The 21283-nt window shown below is 69.7% G+C and carries 16 protein-coding genes and 3 pseudogenes; 10 read left to right on the forward strand and 9 right to left on the reverse strand.

Annotated features, from left to right (window positions below; translation table 11 throughout):
* Positions 1-152: 152 nt before the first annotated feature.
* From ABZ562_RS22820 to ABZ562_RS22830, 3 genes and pseudogenes are all read right to left on the reverse strand, one after another.
* Positions 153-1196, reverse strand: coding sequence for an alpha/beta hydrolase family protein (locus tag ABZ562_RS22820; RefSeq protein WP_361482663.1), 1044 nt, complete (start codon positions 1194-1196; stop codon positions 153-155).
* A 401-nt stretch (positions 1197-1597) separates the two neighbouring features.
* A pseudogene (locus ABZ562_RS22825) lies at positions 1598-1825 on the reverse strand (aldehyde dehydrogenase family protein); the annotation flags it as partial.
* A 233-nt stretch (positions 1826-2058) separates the two neighbouring features.
* Positions 2059-3378, reverse strand: coding sequence for a DUF418 domain-containing protein (locus ABZ562_RS22830; RefSeq protein ID WP_361482666.1), 1320 nt, complete (start codon positions 3376-3378; stop codon positions 2059-2061).
* A 314-nt stretch (positions 3379-3692) separates the two neighbouring features.
* Between ABZ562_RS22830 and ABZ562_RS22835 the strand changes: the two genes are divergently transcribed.
* Positions 3693-4364 carry a response regulator transcription factor gene (locus ABZ562_RS22835; protein WP_361482668.1) on the forward strand — a complete coding sequence of 224 codons (672 nt, stop codon included), beginning with the start codon at positions 3693-3695 and terminating at the stop codon, positions 4362-4364.
* Positions 4361-5479: a histidine kinase gene (locus tag ABZ562_RS22840; RefSeq protein ID WP_361482671.1), complete on the forward strand. Its 1119-nt coding sequence runs from the start codon at positions 4361-4363 to the stop codon at positions 5477-5479. Before ABZ562_RS22835 ends, ABZ562_RS22840 begins: the two co-directional genes overlap by 4 nt.
* Before the next feature lie 227 nt (positions 5480-5706).
* Here ABZ562_RS22840 and ABZ562_RS22845 read toward each other — a convergent pair.
* Together ABZ562_RS22845 and ABZ562_RS22850 are read right to left on the reverse strand one after the other, a co-directional pair.
* Positions 5707-5841 (reverse strand): annotated as a pseudogene (locus ABZ562_RS22845) (leucine zipper domain-containing protein); the annotation flags it as partial.
* A gap of 151 nt (positions 5842-5992) precedes the next feature.
* The gene (locus tag ABZ562_RS22850; RefSeq protein ID WP_361482674.1) at positions 5993-6586 is read right to left on the reverse strand and encodes a TetR family transcriptional regulator; all 594 of its coding nucleotides are present in this window, start codon (positions 6584-6586) and stop codon (positions 5993-5995) included.
* Positions 6587-6688: 102 nt separating this feature from the next.
* Between ABZ562_RS22850 and ABZ562_RS22855 the strand changes: the two genes are divergently transcribed.
* Positions 6689-7429, forward strand: coding sequence for a nitroreductase family protein (locus tag ABZ562_RS22855; protein ID WP_361482677.1), 741 nt, complete (start codon positions 6689-6691; stop codon positions 7427-7429).
* Here the strand turns inward: ABZ562_RS22855 and ABZ562_RS22860 are convergent.
* A pseudogene (locus tag ABZ562_RS22860) lies at positions 7426-8079 on the reverse strand (IS5 family transposase); the annotation flags it as partial. The gene ABZ562_RS22855 and the pseudogene ABZ562_RS22860 sit on opposite strands and share 4 nt — an antisense overlap.
* 324 nt (positions 8080-8403) lie before the next feature.
* Here ABZ562_RS22860 and ABZ562_RS22865 point away from each other — a divergent pair.
* A complete protein-coding gene (locus ABZ562_RS22865) occupies positions 8404-9603 on the forward strand; it encodes a serine hydrolase domain-containing protein (RefSeq protein WP_361482680.1) in 1200 nt (399 codons plus the stop codon).
* A gap of 244 nt (positions 9604-9847) precedes the next feature.
* On the opposite strand, the gene ABZ562_RS22870 is transcribed toward ABZ562_RS22865, so the two are convergent.
* Positions 9848-10453 carry a dihydrofolate reductase family protein gene (locus ABZ562_RS22870; protein WP_361482683.1) on the reverse strand — a complete coding sequence of 202 codons (606 nt, stop codon included), beginning with the start codon at positions 10451-10453 and terminating at the stop codon, positions 9848-9850.
* A 1171-nt stretch (positions 10454-11624) separates the two neighbouring features.
* Between ABZ562_RS22870 and gndA the strand changes: the two genes are divergently transcribed.
* A complete protein-coding gene (gndA, locus tag ABZ562_RS22875) occupies positions 11625-13079 on the forward strand; it encodes an NADP-dependent phosphogluconate dehydrogenase (protein ID WP_361482686.1) in 1455 nt (484 codons plus the stop codon).
* Between the two features lie 52 nt (positions 13080-13131).
* Here gndA and ABZ562_RS22880 read toward each other — a convergent pair whose 3' ends face one another.
* Together ABZ562_RS22880 and ABZ562_RS22885 are read right to left on the reverse strand one after the other, a co-directional pair.
* A complete protein-coding gene (locus ABZ562_RS22880) occupies positions 13132-14484 on the reverse strand; it encodes an MFS transporter (RefSeq protein WP_361482688.1) in 1353 nt (450 codons plus the stop codon).
* Positions 14485-14563: 79 nt separating this feature from the next.
* A complete protein-coding gene (locus ABZ562_RS22885; protein WP_361482691.1) occupies positions 14564-15715 on the reverse strand; it encodes an XdhC/CoxI family protein in 1152 nt (383 codons plus the stop codon).
* A 50-nt stretch (positions 15716-15765) separates the two neighbouring features.
* Between ABZ562_RS22885 and ABZ562_RS22890 the strand changes: the two genes are divergently transcribed.
* The 5 genes from ABZ562_RS22890 (at position 15766) to ABZ562_RS22910 (ending at position 21265) form a co-directional block, all read left to right on the forward strand.
* Positions 15766-16362: a 2Fe-2S iron-sulfur cluster-binding protein gene (locus tag ABZ562_RS22890; protein WP_361482694.1), complete on the forward strand. Its 597-nt coding sequence runs from the start codon at positions 15766-15768 to the stop codon at positions 16360-16362.
* Positions 16359-17360: a xanthine dehydrogenase family protein subunit M gene (locus tag ABZ562_RS22895; protein WP_361482697.1), complete on the forward strand. Its 1002-nt coding sequence runs from the start codon at positions 16359-16361 to the stop codon at positions 17358-17360. The genes ABZ562_RS22890 and ABZ562_RS22895 overlap by 4 nt, the downstream gene beginning before the upstream one ends.
* Entirely contained in the window at positions 17357-19531 is a 2175-nt protein-coding gene (locus tag ABZ562_RS22900) for a xanthine dehydrogenase family protein molybdopterin-binding subunit (protein ID WP_361482700.1), read from the forward strand. Before ABZ562_RS22895 ends, ABZ562_RS22900 begins: the two co-directional genes overlap by 4 nt.
* A gap of 10 nt (positions 19532-19541) precedes the next feature.
* A complete protein-coding gene (locus ABZ562_RS22905; protein ID WP_361482703.1) occupies positions 19542-20171 on the forward strand; it encodes a TetR family transcriptional regulator in 630 nt (209 codons plus the stop codon).
* 314 nt (positions 20172-20485) lie between these two features.
* Entirely contained in the window at positions 20486-21265 is a 780-nt protein-coding gene (locus tag ABZ562_RS22910) for a lysozyme (protein WP_361482706.1), read from the forward strand.
* Positions 21266-21283: the final 18 nt, after the last annotated feature.

A 21283-nucleotide genomic window follows, 5' to 3' on the forward strand; every position in this document is an offset into this window, starting at 1 on the left:
CCACCGGGCGGCCGACGGCATTTTCGGCGCCGAGGTGACGCGGTCCTTCATGACTCCAGAGTGCCCCAGGGCCATGTGGTGCGGTCAGCAGGTATCCGGCGCGGCCGGTAGTCGGTGTCATAGGCGGCCGGGGCCGGGCGAGCGCCGCGGGCTCACCCCGCTTCGATCGCCCGCATGAGGAGCGGGAACGCCTTGCCGAACTCGCGCGCCCAGTAGGGCCACGTGTGGGAGCCTGCATAGGTCTCGAAGGTCACGTCGAGTTCGAAACCGGACGCCCGCTTGACGAACTCCCGGTTCTGCAGCAACTGGGAGGCCTCGAAGCGGACGGAGATGCCAGAAGGATCGGTTCCAGGTGGATCCAACGGTCCGATCCTCCCGTCGCCGCAGGACACGAACAGCTTCGTGCCACGCAGGCTCTCGACGAGATCCGCCGGGTTGTGCGCCGCCCACACGGCGCGCTGCGCCGTCGGATCGCCGAAGAGGCCGAGTGCGTCGTACCCGTTCGGCGTGATGTGTGTCCGCAGAAGCCACGTCGCGTACCGGTCGGAGGAGACCGGCTCGACGGTCGGGTGGAGCGTATCGAGCGTACCGCTGAAGGACGCCGCCGCCCGGAAGAAACCGGGATGACGAGCGGCGTACGACATCGCGCCGAAGCCCCCCATCGACAGACCGGCGATCGCGCGCCGGCCGGTGGCATGGAGTCCCCGCACGAGGATCTGCGCGAGCTCCACCAAGTGGAACGTCTCCCAACCCGGCTTGTTCCCCGCGCCACGGGCCCACCAGTCCGTGTAGAAACCCAGTTCTCCGCCGTCCGGCATGACGACCAGCACGTCACGCTCACGGGCGAGGCGCGCGACGTCACTGTGCCGCGTCCAGTCCAGATAGTCGCCGTAACCGCCGTGGAGAAGATAGAGGACCGGCCACGAGGCACGGGACCGCGACCCGAGCCGACGCGGAAGAATGATGCGCACCTGCGCGGTGTGGCCAAGCGCGACCGACTTGATCGTGATGTCCACCGTGCGAGGATCGAGATGGTTCTGCGCGATCACACTCGCGCCGTTTTCGGCCTGCACTCCGACGAGGTTCGGCCCTCGCCCGTCGCGGCCGCTCGCCAGAGCGACACCCTGCGACATCGCCGCAACGGCTCCGCCCGCCGAAGCGACCCCAAAGAAACGCCTCCGATCGAGTGTCGCCAACTCATGGCCTCCCTCACACGACGCGCAACGGATGAAGTGACTTCAACCCGACGGCAAACCCGAGGGACGTGTCCGCAGAATCGCATGCGAGCGCGTAATTGAAGTTACTTCAATTCATAGCGAAAGATACGAGTGCCGCCTCACGCGGTCAAGTGCGGGTCGCGGGCGGCGTCCCGGCGCTCCCGTGGGGACAGGGGCCGCTCGAACTCAGCATTGATCCAGCCGAGTTCGAGGGGCGCGGCCATTGCCGCCACGTAGCGGTCGGGACGGATCACGGCCACCGTTCGACCACGGTGACGTAGCGGGTGCCGATGCGATCCCAGAAAGCGCAGGACGAGGGATCGAGGTGGACCAGCGGGGCGGTGCCGTACCCGAGCAAGCTCCTGCCCGATCTTCACCGGGTCCAGTTCGGCATCGTCCAGGACGATGCCCGCGGATTTGCCGCCGAGTTCCAGGATCACCGGGCGGAGCAGCCGCCCGAATCTCGGCGATGGCCCGGCCCGCCGCCGTGGAACCGGTGAAGGCGACCTTGTCCACACCGGGGTGGGACACGAGGTGGGCGCCCGCTTCCCGGCCGCCGACACGATGTTCAGCACTCCGGCCGGGACGCCTGCCGCCTCGGCCGCCTCGGGCACACTGCCGAACACTGCCTCCGTGCTGGGGTTGACGGGGGTGATCACGCTGGTCGTGGAGGGCCGTACCCACTCCCCATCGAGGTAGAGGTGTTCGTAGCGATGGTCCATCAGTGCCCTCCTGGCGATCCTGCGCCCACACCTCCATCGAATACAAGCGCGGTGCACCGGGCTTGACGGAGGGTGTTGGTGCAACCTCGGGCTAAGCGTCCCGGGGGCCCGCCCGAGGTTCATCGAATGGAATTCGCCAGTTTCGTGGCGCCGTTGAGCAGGTACTCCAGCGGTCCGCGGCGGAAGAAGCGAGACCAGATCGCCGCGAACAGGGTGGCCCCGACGATGAACCAGCAAAGCAGCGCGACGGAGGCGGATTCAGGCGGGGTGGCCGCTGCGCCGGGCAGGACAAGGATCACCAGGATGTGGCCCACGTAGATGGTCAGGGACATGGTACCGACGGCGATGATCGGAGTTGCCAGTCGGCGCAGCCACGGCAGTCGGGCCATCGCCACCGTCACGCACAGGAGCACGGTGATCGCGATACCGAGGCTGCCGACGAGGTCGAACGTGGAACCGGTGTGCGGCTCGGCCGCCAGCAGCCCCCATGCGTCGGGCCCCTCCAGCTCACCACCGATATCCATATCGAAGGATCCCGATCCCATGCCGGGGTCCTTCGTGGCGGGCGGCCCGGCCATGATTGCCTGGGAGCCACCGGTCACCCGGAGCGCCAGCCACGAGACACCGTAGCCGAGCACGATCAGCGCGGGACCGAGCACGGCCAGCCTCCGCTGCACCGCGCCGGAGGTCAGATCCAGCCGGCCCAACGCCATGCCGGTGACCACGAACGTCATCCAGGTGATCACCGGGAAGAGGCCGGTGAGCAGGAGATCGAGCACGCCCACGCCGCAGAGTCGCGCGATCGGGTCGTACGCGTTGATGCTGTTCACGATCGACTCGTTGAGCAGTGCTCTGAGGCCGAACGCCACCTGCGGCGCGACGACCGCGAGCGCGACCGCGATGGTCGCGAGCGTCCTGGCCCGCAGCCGCACCAGGGGCAGGGCCAGCAGGAAGTACACCCCGTAGAAGTTGAGGATCCCGGCGCCTCCGAAGTTGGTCATCGCCAACGCGGTGCCCAGCGCCAGCAGGACCACGGCCCGGATCGCGATCCGGGCCTTCGCCTGCCGGCCGGCCAGACCGGTCTTCGGCTCGAGGCGACCGGCGATCAGCATCAACGAGAACCCGGCGAGGGTGGCGAACAGCGCCGACGCCCGGCCGTTCGCCAGGTTCATGATCCAGTCGCCGAAGCCGCCATTCTCGGGCGACGGTAACGGGCCGACGTGCACGGTGAACATTCCGAACACGGCCAGTGCGCGGGCGAGGTCCACCCCGACCAGCCGCGCCGTCGGCGAACCGCGTTCGGTCGCCGTGGCGGACTCGGGTGTGGGTGTGGGTGTGGGTGTGGGTGTGGGTGTGGGCGTTGGGAGCGGAGGCGTCTTCTTCGCGCTTTCGATCTCGGTCACTCGGACAACCTCGCCGAGGCGGGAGCGGTCGACCATCCGCCAGGCCTCGGGAGGTGCCCTGCCGGTCGTCCCCGACCACCCCGCCGACCGGCGGGGTATCCTCGGCCGGCCCTGTCCTGGTCAAGGTCCCCCTCACGTGGCGTGGCCGTGCTGATCGCGGTGGCGGCCGCCCTCGCCTCCACGCTGTTGGCCGATGGCTCTCAGGCTCAGGGAACGGGCCTGCCGACCGGTGGGTGATACCCCGCCGCGTGGGTGGAACTGCCATTCGGCGGGCCACCACGGCCACCAGGGGCCTTAGGGTCGGGACGGCAAGAGCCGGACGGCACGGACAAATATGAGGCGGAACGCACGTGATCCGGGTAGTGGTGGTGGACGACGAGGCGCTGATCCGGTCCGGATTCGGGCTCATCCTGGGTGCGTCCGACGACATCGAGGTCGTCGCGACCGCTAGCGGGGGCGACGCCGTGGAGACCGTCCGCCGGGAGCGGCCCGACGTGGTTCTGCTGGACATCCGGATGCCGGACGTCGACGGGCTCACTGTCCTTCGCGAGCTGCGGATGATGCCGGACGCTCCGGTGGTGGCGATGCTGACGACGTTCGACACCGACGAGTACATCCTGACCGCGCTGCACTCCGGCGCGGCCGGGTTCCTGCTGAAGGACACCGAGCCGGAGCAGCTGGCCCAACTGGTACGGACCCTGGCCGCGGGCGGTGTGGTGCTGTCCCCCAAGGCCTCCAGGACCCTGCTGCGCAGCCACCCCGGCACCGAGGCGGCCGTCGACGAGGCGGCGGGCCGCGTCCGGCTGCTCACCGCCCGCGAGCGCGACGTCCTCGTCCTGGTGGCGGAAGGGCTGTCGAACGCCGAGATCGGCGCGCGCATCCACCTGGGCGCCGGCACGGTCAAGGACCACGTCAGCGCGATCCTCACCAAGCTACGGGTGACCAGCCGTGTGCAGGCCGCGCTGCTGGCGCAACGGGCCGGACTGCTGGATGAGCGCCCGCGGCCGGAGGTTGGGCGGTGAGCCGTGCAGGCGCCCTGTGGAAGGGTGTGCCCACGCCCGTCGTCGACATCGTCCTCGTGGTGGCGGCAGCCGCGGACCTACGGCTGAACCTGTGGGACACGACGCGACTCAGTGTCGCGCTGGCCGGGCTCGGCTGCGCCGCGTTGGCCCTCCGGCGCAGGTTCCCGCTCGCCGTTTTCCTGCTCACGCTACCGATCGCGCTCATGCAGGATATCGCCCTCGCTCCGCTCCTGGCGCTGTTCGCCCTGGCCGAACGCTCCCGCAACCGCCGTCTCCTGACGGTGTGCGTCGCCCTGTCAGCCGGCGCGAGCAGCGTCCCGTGGCCCCTCACCAGCCTCACCGAGGTCGGCCGGACCATGACACTGATCATCTTCGTGTACAACCTGGCGACCGCCGTCGCCCCGGTCCTGTTCGGCCAACTCGTCCAGACTCAAGGGGACTTGGCGGGTCGGCTGGCCGAGGTGGAGGAGGTCAGGGAGCACGAGCGGGCCCTGCACGCCCAAGCCGTGCTCGCCCGCGAACGCGCCCAGCTGGCCCGAGAGATGCACGACGTGGTCTCCCACCAGGTCAGCCTGATCGCCGTACGAGCCGGAGCCCTGCAGGTCGCCACCAAGGACACGGACGCCAAAGAGGCCGCCCGCACGATCCGTTCGCTCAGTGTCACCACGCTCGACGAACTGCGCACCATGGTCGCGCTGCTGCGCGCCTCCGGCGGCCACACCACCGAGCTGACTCCCCAGCCCACCCTGACCGACCTGCACAAACTGGTGGAATCAAGCGGCACTCAAGTGAAGCTGACAGGTGAGCTTCCGCCCACCGTGGGCACACCCGCCCAACGGGCCCTCTACCGTACCGTCCAGGAAGCGTTGACCAACGTCCGCAAGCACGCCCCCGGCGCCACGGCCACAGTCGAGCTGTGGCAGGACGGCAGCGACGTCGGGGTGATCGTCACCAACACCCCGCCCACGCGTCCCTCCCTGTCCCTTCCAGGCTCCCGGCAGGGCTTGGTCGGACTGCGGGAACGAGCCGAGATTCTGCACGGCACCTTGGAATCAGGACCGACCACCGAGGGCGGCTACCAGGTGCGGCTGCGGATTCCCCTCAGCACGGACTGAGACCGATCAGGCGGATCCCGGCACGAGTTGTCGAATCGCTGATGGGACCGGCGCATGGCAGGTCCTCTGCGCTGTTCGCCTTCCTGGCTGGCTTCGTGGTCGTCCTGATCACAGGCCGCCACGCGCCGAAAAACCGGCCGGGCCGCTCGGCAGGCCGTCGCCAAGGTGGCGATCGATCCGTCATCCTCCTGGCACTGGGCACCGTCGGGCCAGGTCCGAGCTCCAACAGCCCAGCGGGCGGCGGTGGTGTGGCTGACCTGGAACCGTTCGGCGGCCCGGCGCAGCGGCCAGCCGTCGTCGATGACACACCGGGCCAGACGCAGCCTGCCGGTCGGGGTCAGCGGGGCGTTACGGTGGATCAACGAGGGCCTCCTGTGTGCCGGTGGTAGATGTCGCAATCCACACCGAAACCAGAGGCCCTCGCCTCGTTCAAGCACCTTTCACGGCGCGTCGCCCGTCACCAACGTGCCGGGACAGCACAGCTAGGCATACCGAGCAACCCGGTGGGGCCTGTCAGATCGTGGTCGGCAGCGCGTTTTCCAGGAGGGTCTCTGCCGCTGTCCGCGCGTGCCGGCCGTAGTTCGACTCGCCCAGCACCATGGCGCGGCTGGCGGCGCCGTCCGCGAGGGTCACGAGTTGCTCGGCGAGGACGGCGGGCTCGCGGCAGCCCAGTTCCGCAATCAGGTCGGTCACCAGCCGCACCATCAGCAGTTTCTGTTCGCGGGCGTAGGAGTGGACCGCGTTCTGGGGGTCGGGGAACTCCGCGGCGGCGTCGATGAACGGGCATCCGCGCACGGGATCCGTGCCGGTCGGGGGCGGGTCGAACAGTGCGAGGATTCGCTCCTTGGCGGGGATGTCCTCGCGCGCCAGCACGCCCTCCAGGGTGCGTCCCGTCGAGGAGAGGTCCTTGAGATGGGCGAGGACCAGCTCGTCTTTGGTCCTGAAGTGCGCGTAGAGGGTGCGCTTGGACACCGGCGCCCGCTCCGCGATCTGCTCCATGCCGGTCGCGTTGATCCCCTGGGCCGCGAACAGTCCGGCCGCGGCGGCCAGGATGCGCTCCCGCCCTCCGCGTCCCGGCCGTCGAGGCGCCGTCGTCATCGTGGTCATGACGTAAGTATACGTTCTTGTTTACTTCGAAGGGGATGGCCGGCTATAGTGGCGCTTAAGGTAAACGACTGCGTTTACTTTGGCGATCCTGAGGAGAGTTCCATGAGTGGACCGGTCTTCACCCGGACACGCACCAGCGAGGCGCCCACCGGCGGGACACAGCCGGGTGGGACGCGAACGTCGGAGTACGCCGAGCAGCTGATCCGCGGGCGCCGCGCGACCCGCGCATTCCGTCCCGACCCGGTACCCGAGGACACTCTGCGCGAGGTCTTCTCCCTTGCCGGCACCGCGCCGTCCAATTCCAACGCGCAGCCGTGGCGGGTCGAGGTGGTCGGTGGCGCACGGCGAGACCGTCTGGCCGACGCCCTGCGAACGGCTCACGCCGAGCGACGCGTCACGGCCGACTACCCGTACTCCGAGGACATGTACGCCCCCGTCCACCAGGAACGGCGGGCCGCCTTCGGTGCCGGTCTGTACGGAGCGCTGGGCATCGGCCCCGACGACCACCCGGCTCGCGCGGCCTACGACGCGGAAAGTCTGGGCTTCTACGGGGCGCCCCATGCCGCGTTCCTGTTCGTCGCCGGCGACGGCGGGCCGCGACTGGCCGCCGACGCCGGCGCTTACCTGCAGACGCTGCTGCTGGCCATGACCGGCTACGGCGTGGCCAGTTGCCCGCAGGGCCTGCTCAGCTTCTACGCCGACACCGTCCGCGATCAACTCGGAGTGGACGAGGGGAAGCTGCTTGTGGGTATCTCCTTCGGCTACGCCGACGAGAATGCGCCGGTAAACCGGGTCGCGACCGGCCGGGCGGACCTGGAGGCAACCACCACATTCCACACCTAGAGTCGGTCCCGAAAGCGCTGGTCCAGCCACTCGTTGAGGGCTGCGACCAGCACGGTCGCCTCGTATCGGACGGCGAGTTTGTCGTATCTCGTGGCCACAGCGCGGTTCCGTTTCAGCCGGTTGATCCCGCACTCCACGATGTGGTGTTCCTTGTAGTCGTCCTTGCCGAAGGCCGGTGGCCGGCCGCCTCGGGAGCCGAGCTTCTTGCGGTTGCGTACCTGGTCGACCTTCTCCGGGATGGTGCATCCGATCCTGCGTCTGCGCAGGTAGGAGCGGTTCGCGCGGGATCCGTAGGCTTTGTCGGCACGGACCCTGTCCGGCGTGGTGCGCGGGCGTCCGGGGCCGGTGCGAGGCACGCGGATGCGTTCGAGGACGGGCTGGAACTGCGGGCTGTCGTGACGGTGGCCCGCAGTGATCAGCAGGGACAGCGGCTTCTGCCCCTGCTCGGTCACGAGGTGGATCTTCGTCGTCAGGCCACCACGGGAACGTCCGAGCCCGTGATCGTCCGGCTCGGTGTCGACCCCACCGGGCGGCTCACGCTGCAGATCCCCTTTTTGCGGGCACCGGCCGCATGCGTGGGCGCGGGCGATGGTGGAGTCCACCGAGACGTCCCAGGTGATCAGTTCCTCGGCATCGGCCCGGGCCTGCAGCATAGGGAGGTTCCTGAAACACGAGATCCACCAGAGCTAAAGGGCTCGATGTCTTCTGAGGAGTCAGTTGTCGCACCTCAGTGATGAGTCAATGACCGTCGCGGTCTCTCCTCTTCCGACGGGCAGATGGCTGCCTTCGAAGCTGTAATTGGCCTCACTCAGGGGGGGGGCAGCACCACTACCAAGCGGGGGTTACCCCCATTACCTGCCGTGCCTCCACTGCGTAGCGTGCTCGTCGTTCCCAGTTCTGTTCGATTCGATGGAGTAATAGCGACAGTGAGGTACAGGCTTCGTCGGCGGGGCGGTCAGCAAGGGAAGCGCCTCGTGGCCCTGGCGACGGTCACCGCGGCGATTGTTTCGGGGATGATGGTGCCGGGAAGTGGGCCGGCCGTCGCGCACGCAGTGGTGGAGCCATCCGTTCGCAGTGCCACCGCGTCACTGCGAAGTGACCTCGAGAAATATCTGGACGCTCAGGGCACTAAGGACCATTTCTCAGCGGTCTCCCTTCGGGTGACCTATGCCGATCAGCGACCTGATATCTCGGTCGATGCGGGGACGTCCCGCTACGGCGGTGGTCGACCGGTGAACAGCAAGGCGCTGTGGCAGATAGGCAGCAACACCAAGGCGTTCACGTCCGTGCTGCTGCTTCAACTGGAGGCCGAAGGAAAGCTGTCCATACGGGACAAGCTGGGAAAGTGGCTTCCCCAGTATCCGGCGTGGCGCGATGTCACCATCAAGCAACTGCTGTCGATGACCAGCGGCATCCCCAGCTACACCGAGCAGAATGCGTTCCTGAAGGATTTCGACGCCAATCCCTCCACGCGCTTCATGCTGGAGCGCCTGATGTCCTATGTGGAGGGCCTGCCACTGGGTCCCGCGAAGTACGAGTACTCGAATACGAACTACCTCCTCGCGCAGATGATTGTCGAACGAGCGTCGCACGATACTTACCATGAGCGGCTCGCCGAGCGCATCATCGAACCTCTCGGAATGAACGACACCTGCCTCCCCCCGGACTGCCCTCCGGACACGGCCTCGCGCATGCCGACGCCGTACTCCACCCATTCCGTCCTGCCGAAGCATCTCAACAAGTCACTTCCTCGGCTCCGCCTGTCCTGGGCGCAGGGGGCGGGTGGCCTGGTGAGTTCACTGAGAGACATGACGGCTTGGAACAGGGCGCTGTACAGCGGTCGACTGCTGCCCTCAGCGCAGCAGCGCGAGCTGGAGTCCCTGGTCTCGGCGAAGACGAGTAAGCCCATCAAGAGCGTCACGGCCGACGATCCCATCGGTTTCGGGCTCGGTGTCGTGAAGTTCGTCCATCCTGTGGCCGGGACGGTCTGGGCCTATGAGGGGGCCACTTTTGGAAACCGGGTGATACACATGTACTTCCCGAAGACTGGCATGATCATCGCAATTGCTGTCAACAGCGCCGTTGGCGAAGGGGACACGCTGCCCGACCTCGCCGGTACCGTCTACAAGACTCTTTCGGCGCAGAAGGCACAGGCTCTCCCACGGCACCAGTAACCCCGGAGCCGGCTGCGTGACTTCCGGGTAGCCGCACTGCGAGGTCTGAGCTCCCTTCTTCCTGAGCTTGGCCTTTAACGTCGCAGGTCACTCGGCCTGCTGAGGCCCCGGGAATCGGCAGGCCGTGATGCGGCCATTCTTCGCGGTGGCGACGAGGTACGACAAGCTCGCCGTCCGCTATGAGGCGACCGTGCTGGTCGCGGCCATCAACGAATGGCTGTGACCAGCACTTTCGAAACATGCCCTAGTAGCTGTCGTAGCTGGGCTTACCGTTCGGCCGGTAGACGCCGACGATGGTGCCGCCCTTCGTCGTCGAGACGCTGAGCGGCTCCAGCGCAGTGGGAATCGCTCCGTCGGCGAACAACCGCTTGCCGGTGCCGATGATCACCGGATGGATCGTCAGCCGGTACTCGTCGACGAGGCCGTGCCGCATGAGGGTCTGGGCGAGGTCGCCACTGCCCACGACGTTGATATTGCCGCCGTCGGACTCTTTCAGATCGCGTACGGCATCGACGGTATCGCCCTCCAGCAGCATGGAGTTCTGCCACTCGACGGATGTCAGGGTCCGAGACGCCACGTACTTGTGCATGCTGTTCATCCGATGGGTGAACGGGTTGTCGGGATCGGCGGTCGGCCAGTACGACGCGAAGATCTGGTACGTCTTTCGGCCGAGCAGCATCGCGTCGGAGGACTCGTACCAACCGGCGATGGCCGCGCCGACCTCGTCGTCGTCCACCGGCTTCTGCCAGCCGCCATGCTCGAAGCCGCTCTCAGCGTCCTCGTCCGGACCGCCCGGCGCCTGCATGACACCGTCCAGCGTCAGGAACGTGCAAACGATGATCTTGCGCATGGTGCGCTCCCTTCGTCGACAGGTAGACCGCACAACCACCGGAAACTCATCGGCGGAACTTCCGCGGCGCAGCATCAAGGCCGTGGCCTGGATCAGCCGACTGTGAAGTGCGGTACCTCTTGGCCGACCCGAGGGGATCTGGCCCGCAGATGTGCGCACCAGACCCCGCGCCGCCGGGATGGTCCAAATGACAGGCCCTGAAACCGAGTCACCAGGTCGATCCATCGTCGGTTTTCATGATCCGGGCCATCTGCCAGCTCACCGCCTTCCGGTCGCACGGCAGCCGTTTGGGCTGGTCAAGAGAGGGGTAGCACGTGCACCACTAGCAGACGAAGAACCTGCCGGGGCCTCTCCCCGCCCGGATGGCCCTCCATCTCACAGCGGCGGTATAACGACCACGACGGGTCTGTTCGACACTCCGGACAACCGGCTTCTGGCTCGGCTGATCCGTGCCTGCACCTGGCCCAGGCAATCCGCCCCGTTGGGGAGCGCCCGGGGAGAATCGCCCGCATAAGGCAGCACCCCGCTGGTCCACGACCCGGGTGGACAACTTCATGACAAAGTTAAGCGAACACGATCTGAGAATAGCTGGAAGAGGCTCCCGCGTTCACGGATCCACCCGCAGCGGGTGAACAGCATCGCAGGTCGCCGCCAGCCCTCGACAAACACCTTGTCACCCCGCACCCCCATGCCCCGACACGATGCTGCTTCGCGACCAGAACAGGAGATTGGGACCCAGGGGGCTGTACGCAACAACAGCGAGGGAGCATCGGCCTCCTCCCCCACTCAGCCGCCACAGATGGCGCTCAGGCCACGCTGGAGGCCATCGGCTTCTTCTGTTTCGACGCGGAGAAGCCCCGCGTCCCGAATCCCCGCACCCGCCGCAGTCACACACCTTGCAGTCACTCAGAGTTACGCCCTGCCCCCGTCCCAACGGCCTCGCAGCACACCCGTCAGCCACCTTGTGGATACCCCACAATCCGACACCTTTCCCGGACAGCGGAAAAGTGACACACTCCGGCCGCTTTCTTCGGACACGCATCCACGCGTCGAGCACATCGTGTAACTATGACCGGGCGAAACCCGGCTGACCGAGCGGGAGGGACTTCCGTCCCCTCGTCGTTGCTGCTCGCACAAGATTTCGACGCGCGTGACAGGAGTGGAACACCGTATGCCCAGCCCGTCCACCACCCAGCCCACCGCCCAGATCGGCGTCACCGGGCTCGCCGTCATGGGCAGCAACCTCGCCCGCAACTTCGCCCGGCACGGGCACACCGTCGCCCTCCACAACCGCACGTCCGCCAAGACCAAGGCCCTGATCGAGGAGCACGGCCACGAGGGGAACTTCGTCGCCACCGAGACCGCCGCGGAATTCGTCGCCGCCCTCCAGCGGCCGCGGCGGCTGGTCATCATGGTCAAGGCCGGTGCGCCCACCGACGCCGTCATCGAGGAGTTCGCACCCCTCCTCGAAGAGGGTGACGTGATCATCGACGGGGGCAACGCACACTTCGAGGACACCCGGCGCCGGGAGAAGGCGCTGCGCGAGCGCGGGCTGCACTTCGTCGGCACCGGCATCTCCGGCGGCGAGGAGGGCGCGCTCAACGGGCCCAGCATCATGCCCGGCGGTTCGGTGGAATCCTACAAGTCGCTCGGCCCGCTGCTGGAGAGCATCTCCGCCAAGGTCGACGGCACCCCGTGCTGCACCCACATCGGCCCGGACGGCGCCGGTCACTTCGTGAAGATGGTGCACAACGGCATCGAGTACGCGGACATGCAGCTCATCGCGGAGTCGTACGACCTGCTGCGCCGCGCGCTGGGGCTCACGCCGGGCGAGATCGCGGAGGTGTTCCGCACCTGGAACGGCGGCCGGCTGGAGTCGTATCTGATCGAGATCACCGCCGAGGTGCTGGCGCACACCGACGCCGCGACGGGCAAGCCGTTCGTGGACGTGGTGCTGGACCAGGCCGAGCAGAAGGGCACCGGCCGCTGGACCGTGCAGACCGCGCTGGACCTGGGCGTTCCGGTGAGCGGTATCGCAGAGGCGGTGTTCGCGCGCTCGCTGTCGGGCCACGCCGATGTGCGGGACGCCGCGCAGGGGCTGCCCGGGCCCACCGCCGAGCGGCTCACGGGCGAGGCGGCGGAGCGGTTCGCCGATGAGGTCGAGCAGGCGCTGTACGCGTCGAAGATCGTGGCGTACGCGCAGGGCATCCACCAGATCCAGGCGGGCAGCCAGGAGTACGGCTGGGACATCGACCCCGGTGCGGTGGCCCGTATCTGGCGCGGCGGCTGCATCATCCGGGCCCGCTTCCTGAACCGGATCACCGAGGCGTACGGCAAGGAGCACAAGCCGGTCACGCTGCTGGCCGACGACTACTTCTCGCAGGCGCTGGGCGAGGCGCAGGACGCCTGGCGGCGGGTGGTGTCCACCTCCGTCGAGCTGGGCGTCCCGGCGCCGGGCTTCTCGGCGGCGCTGGCGTACTACGACGCGCTGCGCTCGGAGCGGCTGCCCGCGGCGCTGGTGCAGGGGCAGCGGGACTTCTTCGGCGCCCACACCTACCGGCGCACCGACCGCGACGGCTCGTTCCACACCTACTGGGGTCAGGACCGCAGCGAGCGCGGCGCCTGAGGCCGGGCGGTCCCCGCGCGCGCCCGTCCGTGGGCGCGCGCGGGGGCGGCCGTCAGGCCGTGTAGCGCCGGAAGTCGGGCACCGCGACGGCCAGGCCGAGCATCAGCACGGCGACCAGCAGCCCGCCCGCGGCGACCGCGGTGCGGGGCCCGAGGAGGGAGCCCGCCGTGCCGTGCAGCAGATCGGCGATGCGCGGGCCGCCCGCCACCACGACGGTGAACACGCCCTGCATCCGGCCGCGCATGTGGTCGGTGGCCGCGGACTGGAGGATCGCGCCGCGGAACACCATGGACACCATGTCGGCCACGCCCGCGACGGCGAGGAACGCGGCCGCCCACCACAGGCTGGAGCTGAGGCCGACGCCGCTGATGGCCAGGCCCCAGGCCACCACGGCGACGATGACCATGAGGCCGTGGCGGCGGGCCCGGGAGAAGGTGCCCGAGAGCAGCCCGCCGGCCACCGCCCCGAGCGGGATCGCGGCGAAGAGCAGGCCGAGCGCGAAGCCCTCGCCCCAGGGCGCGTAGGTGTGCGAGGCAAGCTGGGGGAACAGCGCCCGGGGCATGCCGAAGACCATGGCGATGATGTCCGCGAGGAAGGACAGCAGCAGCACCCGGTGGGCGGTGATGTAGCGGAACCCGTCGGCCACATCGCGCCATCCGGCCCGCGGCCTCCCGTCCGGTTCGCCCTCCCCCGCCGGCCCCGAGGACGGCAGGGGCGGCAGGGCGGGAAGCCGCCAGACGGCCCACAGGGTGACGCAGAGCGCGACGGCGTCGGTCAGGTAGAGGGCGGGCAGGCCGACGACGGGTATCAGCGCGCCCGCCAGCAGCGGGCCGACGATCATGCCCGTCTGGGCGACGGTGGACTGCAGGGCGCCCGCGGCGGGCAGCTCATGGGCGGGGACGAGCCGGGCGATGGAGGCGTTGCGGGCCGGGGAGTTCATCCCGAAGAACCCCTGCTGGGCGGCGAGCAGCACGATCAGCAGCGGCACCGAGTCGAGACCGGCGAAGGACTGCGCCCAGAACAGCAGCGAGGTGACGGCGATTCCCGCGTTGGTGACCAGCATCAGGGTGCGCCGGTCCATCCGGTCGGCCACCACACCGCCCCACAGCCCGAACACCACGAGCGGCACGAGTCCGGCGAAGCTCGCATAGCCGACCCAGGCCGAGGAGCCGGTGATGTCGTAGACCTGCTTGGGTACGGCGACGGCGGTCAGCTGGCTGCCGACGGCGGTGACGGTGGTGGAGGTCCACAGCCGGCGGAAGGGGCGGTGGCGCAGCGGCCGGGTGTCCATGACCCAGCGGCGCCAGCCGGTCTTCGGCGGGGCGGCCGTGCCGTCGGGCGGGTCGGCGATCGGGTCGCCCTGGCGTGGTTCTCCGGTGTCGTCGGTATTACGCGCGGTTTCCACGGCTGTTGTGGTCTCCTCCTGTGCCCGCTTCGGTCGTCGGACCATGATGGCGGTCCGCGGCCGGGGCCGTGTGCCCGTCTCAGCCCTCGGCCGCCGGGCGCACCGCATGGGGCCCGTGGATGCGGCCGGTCAGCGAGGTGAGCCGGGCGCCGCTGCCGTCCCAGCGGTCGGCGATGATCTCTGCGGCGATACTGACCGCGGTCTCCTCGGGGGTCCGGGCGCCGAGGTCCAGGCCGATCGGGGAGGCGAGCCGGGCCAGCCGTTCCTCGCCGATCCCGGTGTCGCGCAGCCGGCGCAGCCGGTCCTCGTGGGTGCGGCGTGAGCCCATGGCGCCGACGTACGCCAGCGGCAGCCGCAGCGCCTCCTCCAGCAGCGGCACGTCGAACTTCGGGTCGTGGGTGAGGACGCACACCACGGTCCGCTCGTCCACCCGGCCCGCCTCGGCCTCGGTGCGCAGATAGCGGTGCGGCCAGTCGGCCACCACCTCGTGGGCCTCGGGGAAGCGGCGCTTCGTGGCGAAGACGGGCCGCGCGTCACAGACGGTGACGTGGTAGCCGAGGTACCCGCCGATACGGGCCATGGCCGCCGCGAAGTCCACGGCGCCGAAGACCAGCATCCGGGGCGGTGCGGCGTGCACCGACACGAACAGGGTCAACTCCTCGTCGGTGCGGACGCCGTCGTAGCCGTAGCGCAGGGTGCCGGTGCGCCCGCCCGCCAGCAGTCCGCGCGCGTCCTCGGCGACCGCCGCGTCCAGCCGTGGCGAGCCCAGGGAGCCGGTGGCGGTGTCCGGCCGGACCACCAGCCGGCGGCCGAGCCGCCCGGCCGGGTCGGGGCCGTCGACGGCCACGCAGATGACCTCGGCCACCGGTTCGCCGTCGCGCACCGCCGCGGCCACCTCGTCGTATTCGGGGAAGGCGGCGCGGTCGACGCGCTCCACGAAGACGTCGATGACTCCCCCGCAGGTCAGGCCGACCGCGAAGGCGTCGTCATCGCTGACCCCGTAGCGCTCGAGGACCGGTGTGCCGCTTGCGGTGACCTCCTGGGCCAGTTCGTAGACCGCGCCCTCCACACATCCTCCGGAGACGCTGCCGACGGCGGACCCGTCGGGTCCGACCAGCATGCTCGTGCCCGGTGGGAGCGGTGAGGAGTGCCAGGTGGCGACCACCGTGGCCCGGGCGAAGGTCTCACCGGCGCGCCACCATCGGTGCATCTCCGCTTCGACGTCTCGCATGGTTCCCCATTCTCCTCGCCGCGAATGTAAGAGGTTGATACATTCAATGTATGAGCCTCTCACATCGCTCTCCGAGTAGCGACATCAGTTTGCGGATCAACGGCACGACCCACGCTTTGACCATCGACAACCGGACGACGCTGCTCGATGTGCTGCGCGAGCGGGTTGGTCTCACGGGCACCAAGAAGGGCTGTGACCACGGGCAATGCGGCGCCTGCACGGTGCTGATGGACGGCGAGCGGGTGAACAGCTGCCTGATGTTCGCGGTGGCGGCCGAGGGGCGGGAGATCGTCTCGATCGAGGGGGTCGCGGCTCTGACCGACGGTGGGGGGCTGCACCCGGTGCAGCAGGCGTTCCTCGACCATGACGGTCTCCAGTGCGGCTACTGCACGCCGGGCCAGATCTGCTCGGCGATCGGGGCACTCGGCGAGGCCCGGCGCGGCTGGCCGAGCCATGTCACCGAGGACACCGCCGCCGGTGTGCCGGGGGCCGCTGGGCTGGACGAGGCGGAGGTGCGCGAGCGCATGAGCGGCAATCTGTGCCGCTGCGGCGCCTACGGCGGGATCGTGGACGCCGTCATGGAGGCGGCCACCGCCGAGGGCGTCGAGGGTGCCCGGTCCGCGAGCGGTGCCGGAGGCGTGCGGTGAAGGAGTTCGCCTACGCCCGTGCGGGCGATGCCACCGAGGCGGCCGCGCTGATGGCCGAGCGGCCCGACGCCACGTATCTGGGCGGCGGGACCAATCTCGTGGACCTGATGAAGCTCGGGGTGTCGGACCCGGGGCTGCTGGTCGACGTGTCCCGGCTGCCGTACGACCGGATCGAGCACCGCGCCGACGGTTCGGCGCTGATCGGCGCCACCGTGCGCAACGGCGATCTGGCGGGCGATCCGGGCGTCCGGGAGCGCTTCCCGCTGCTGGCGCAGGCGCTGCTGGCGGGTGCCTCCGGGCAGTTGCGGACGGTGGCCACGGTGGGTGGCAATCTGCTGCAGCGCACCCGCTGCGTGTACTTCCAGGACGTGTCCAAGCCGTGCAACAAGCGTGAACCGGGCTCGGGTTGTCCGGCCATCGGGGGCGCGCACCGCGATCTGGCCGTGCTGGGCACCTCCGACCACTGTGTGGCGTCCCATCCCTCCGACATGGCGGTGGCGCTCGTCGCGCTGGACGCGGTGGCGCATCTGCGGTCGGTGGACGGCGCCACGCGCACCGTCCCGGTCGCGGAGCTGTACCGGCTGCCCGGTGACACTCCGCACCGGGAGACCGTGCTCGGCCACGGGGACCTCATCACCGCCGTCGAGCTGCCCCCTCCCCCGGGCGGCGCCGCCATGCGGTACCGCAAGGTGCGCGACCGCTGGTCATACGCTTTCGCGCTGGTGAGCGTGGCGGCCTCGGTGTCGGTGGCGGAGGACGGCACGCTCACGGACGTGGCGATCGCGCTCGGCGGCGTGGCGCCGCGCCCGTGGCGCGCCCGGATCGCCGAGGAGCGGCTGCGCGGCGCCCTGCCGGACGAGGAGACGCTGTGCGAGGCGGCCCGCGCCGAACTGGCACAGGCGCGCCCGCTGCCGGACAACGCGTTCAAGGTGGACCTGGCCACCGATCTCATCGTCGCGGTCATCCGCGATCTCGTCGCGAGGAAGGACCGCGCATGACCACCGCGACCACCACCCGTCAGACCGTCGGCACGCCGATGACCCGGGTCGACGGCCTGGACAAGGTCACCGGCGCGGCGCGCTACGCGTATGAGTTCCCGACACCGGACGTGGGCTATGTGTGGCCGGTGCAGGCCACCATCGCCCGCGGCCGGGTGACGGCGGTCGACGGCGCCCCGGCGCTGGCCCGGCCCGGTGTGCTGGCGGTGCTGGACTCCGGCAACGCCCCCCGGCTGAACACGGAGGCGCCGGCGAGCCCCGATCTGTTCGTGCTGCAGTCCCCCGAGGTGGCCTACCACGGCCAGATCGTGGCCGCGGTGGTGGCCACGTCGCTGGAGGCGGCGCGCGAGGGCGCGGCGGCGGTGCGGGTGAGCTACGAGCAGGAGCCGCACGACGTGGTGCTGCGCTTCGACGACGAGCGGGCCCATGTCGCCGAGAAGGTGACCGACGGCAGCCCCGGGTTCGTCGAGCGCGGTGACACCGAGGGCGCGCTGGCGGCCGCGCCGGTGCGGACCGAGGCCGTGTACACCACCCCGGTGGAGCACACCAGCCCGATGGAGCCGCATGCCACCATCGCCGTCTGGGACGGGGACCGGCTGACGCTGTACAACTCCGATCAGGGCCCGTTCATGTCCTCCCAGCTGCTGGCGGCGGTGTTCGGGCTCGAAGAGGGCGCGGTGGAGGTCGTCGCGGAGTACGTCGGCGGCGGTTTCGGCTCCAAGGGCATTCCGCGCTCCCCCGCCGTGCTGGCAGCGCTCGCCGCGAAGCACCTCGACCGGCCGGTGAAGATCGCGCTGACCCGGCAGCAGATGTTCCAGCTGATCCCCTACCGGGCGCCCACCATCCAGCGGATCCGGCTGGGTGCCGAGCGCGACGGGCGGCTGACCGCGATCGACCACGAGGTGGTTCAGCAGCGGTCCGCGATGGTGGAGTTCGCGGACCAGACGGGCAGCTCGACGCGGATGATGTACGGCGCGCCCAACGTCCGTACGACGGTGAAGGTGGCGCCGCTCGATGTGCTGACCCCGGCGTGGTTCCGCGCGCCCGGCCACACGCCGGGCATGTTCGCGCTGGAGTCGGCCATGGACGAGCTGGCCACCGAGCTGGAGATCGACCCGGTCGAGCTGCGGATCCGCAATGACACCGGTGTCGACCCCGAGAGCGGCAAGCCCTTCAGCAGCCGCGGTCTGGTGGAGTGTCTGCGGGAGGGCGCGGCGCGCTTCGACTGGGCGCTGCGCGATCCGAAGCCCGGCATCCGGCGCGAGGGGCGCTGGCTGGTGGGCACCGGCGTGGCCTCCGCGCACCACCCGGACTATGTGTTCCCCTCGTCGGCAACGGCGCGGGCCGAGGCCGACGGGACGTTCACGGTACGGGTCGGCGCCGTCGACATCGGGACCGGCGGGCGCACGGCGCTGACCCAGCTGGCGGCGGATGCCCTCGGCATCCCGGTCGAGCGGCTGCGGCTGGAGATCGGGCGCGCCTCGCTCGGCCCGGCGCCGTTCGCCGGCGGCTCAATGGGCACGGCCTCGTGGGGCTGGGCGGTGGACAAGGCCTGCCGTGCGCTGCTGGCGGAGCTGGAGCGTCACGGCGGCGTGGTCCCGCACGGCGGGCTGGAGGTGCGGGCCGACACCACCGAGGACGTGGAGCTGCGGGCCTCGCTCTCCCGGCACTCCTTCGGCGCCCACTTCGCGCGGGTCCGGGTGGACACCGACACCGGTGAGGTCCGTGTCGACCGGATGCTGGGTGTGTTCGCCGCGGGGCGCATCGTCAATCCGAAGACGGCCCGTTCGCAGTTCCTGGGTGCCATGACGATGGGTCTGTCGATGGCGCTGCTGGAGATCGGCGAGGTCGATCCGGTCTTCGGCGACTTCGCCAACCACGACTTCGCGGGCTACCACGTGGCGGCCAGCGCCGATGTGCCGAAGCTGGAGGCGATCTGGCTGGACGAGCGGGACGACACGCCCAATCCGGTGCGCGGCAAGGGCATCGGTGAGCTGGGCATCGTGGGCGCGGCGGCGGCGATCGCCAACGCCTTCCACCATGCGACCGGGCAGCGGGTGCGCGATCTGCCGATCCGCGTGGAACGCTCGCGCGAGGCACTGCGGCCGGCGCGCGCCGGGGCGCGGAAGCGCGCGCCGGGGGCGGCTGAACAGGGGAAACCGGTCGGGTAGGGTCGCCCGGATGGCACCCACCAGCAAGGGGCGCGCCACGTACCACCACGGCGATCTCGCCGCCGCGCTGGTGCGGGTGACGCTGGAGATCGTCGACGAGGTCGGGGTGCGCGGTTTCTCCGTCGCGGAGGCCGCGCGCCGCACCCGCGTCAGCCCCGGCGCGCCCTACCGCCACTTCGCCGACCGCGACGCGCTGCTGGCGGCCGCCGCGCTGGAGGTCTCGCGGCGGCTGCGGGCCGGCTATCTGGAAGCGGTGGCCACGGTCGCCTCGCCGCAGGAGCGGCTGGCCACCATGGCGGGCAGTGTCGTGCGCGCGGCCGCCCGCTTCCGGGGCGGCTACGAACTCCTCTACGCACCCGGTGTGCGCACCGCCCACCCCGAGGTGCTCACAGCCAAGCGGGAGTTCGTGGAACTGCTGCTGCCGAGCGCGTTCGAGGTGGTATCGGAGGAGCGCGGCGCGGAGGAAGGGGCGGTGGCGCTGCTGGAGGCGTTGCAGGCGCTGTCCCGCGGGTACGCCACCCTGCTGCTCGACGGCGTGTTCGGTGACCCGGACGAGGTGGTGGAGGATGTCGCCGCCCGGGCGACGCGGTCGGCGCGGGCCCTGGTGGCGGGGTATTCCACCGCGCCCACGGACGGCTGACATCTCCGAAATTCCCCATCCGGCAGGGAAATTCAAGGTTTTCCGCTTTATGGGCGGCCATACCGTCGGCAGTGACGACGGCAACCGCGGCGTGGCCCCATGGAATTTCCAAAATCTCTTCCATATGTTTCATCTACGCGCGTACCTTCGGTGCGGACCGCTCTCCCCACGGAGCACCCATTCCGGAGGAACAGATGTCCTTAAAGGCCGGAAAGGGGCGTCACCGGGCCCCCTCGCGCTGGCGCTCGCCGCATGCCGTCGGCGGTTTGGGGGCCGCGGTCGGCGCCACCGTCCTCGCCACACTCGTCCCCGCGATGGCGTCGACGACCGACACCGAAACCGACTCCACACCCAGCCGCGCCCAGTCCTCGCCCGTCCCGCACCCCGAGCGCGACTGGATGGGCTCGACCCTCTCCGCGCACGAGAAGGCCTCCCCGAAAGCGGCCCCGGCGGCCACCCCCGACGCCGCGACGGTGGAAGGCGTCGACGTCAGCAACTACCAGGGCTCGGTCAACTGGACATCCCTTTGGAACAAAAACGTCCGGTTCGCCTACGTCAAGGCCACCGAGAGCACGACGTACACGAATCCGGCCTTCTCCTCGCAATACAACGGCGCCTTCAAGAAGGGCATGATCCGCGGCGCGTACCACTTCGCCCTGCCGGACAAGTCCGGCGGCGCCGAGCAGGCGGACTTCTTCCTGCGCAACGGCGGCGCCTGGTCGGACGACGGCAAGACGCTGCCGCCCGTGGTGGACATGGAATACAGCCCGTACGGCGCGCCCTGTTACGGCAAGACGAAGGCTCAGATGGTCGGCTGGATCAAGGACTTCAGTGACCGGGTGAAGTCCGGCACCGGCCGCGATCCGGTGATCTACACGTCCACCGGCTGGTGGAAGTCCTGCACCGGCAACAGTGGCGCCTTCGCCTCGGAGAACCCGCTGTGGGTGGCGCGCTATGCCGCCACGCCGGGGGAGCTGCCGACGGGGTGGAAGACGCACACCATCTGGCAGTACACCTCCACGGGGCCCGTGGTGGGTGACCACAACCGCTTCAACGGCAGCCTGTCCGCGCTGAAGGCGCTGGCCAAGGGGTAACCCGGCCACCCCGCCCCG

Origin of the sequence: Streptomyces sp. NPDC019937, from assembly GCF_040631655.1 — a bacterium.
Lineage (GTDB): Bacteria > Actinomycetota > Actinomycetes > Streptomycetales > Streptomycetaceae > Streptomyces.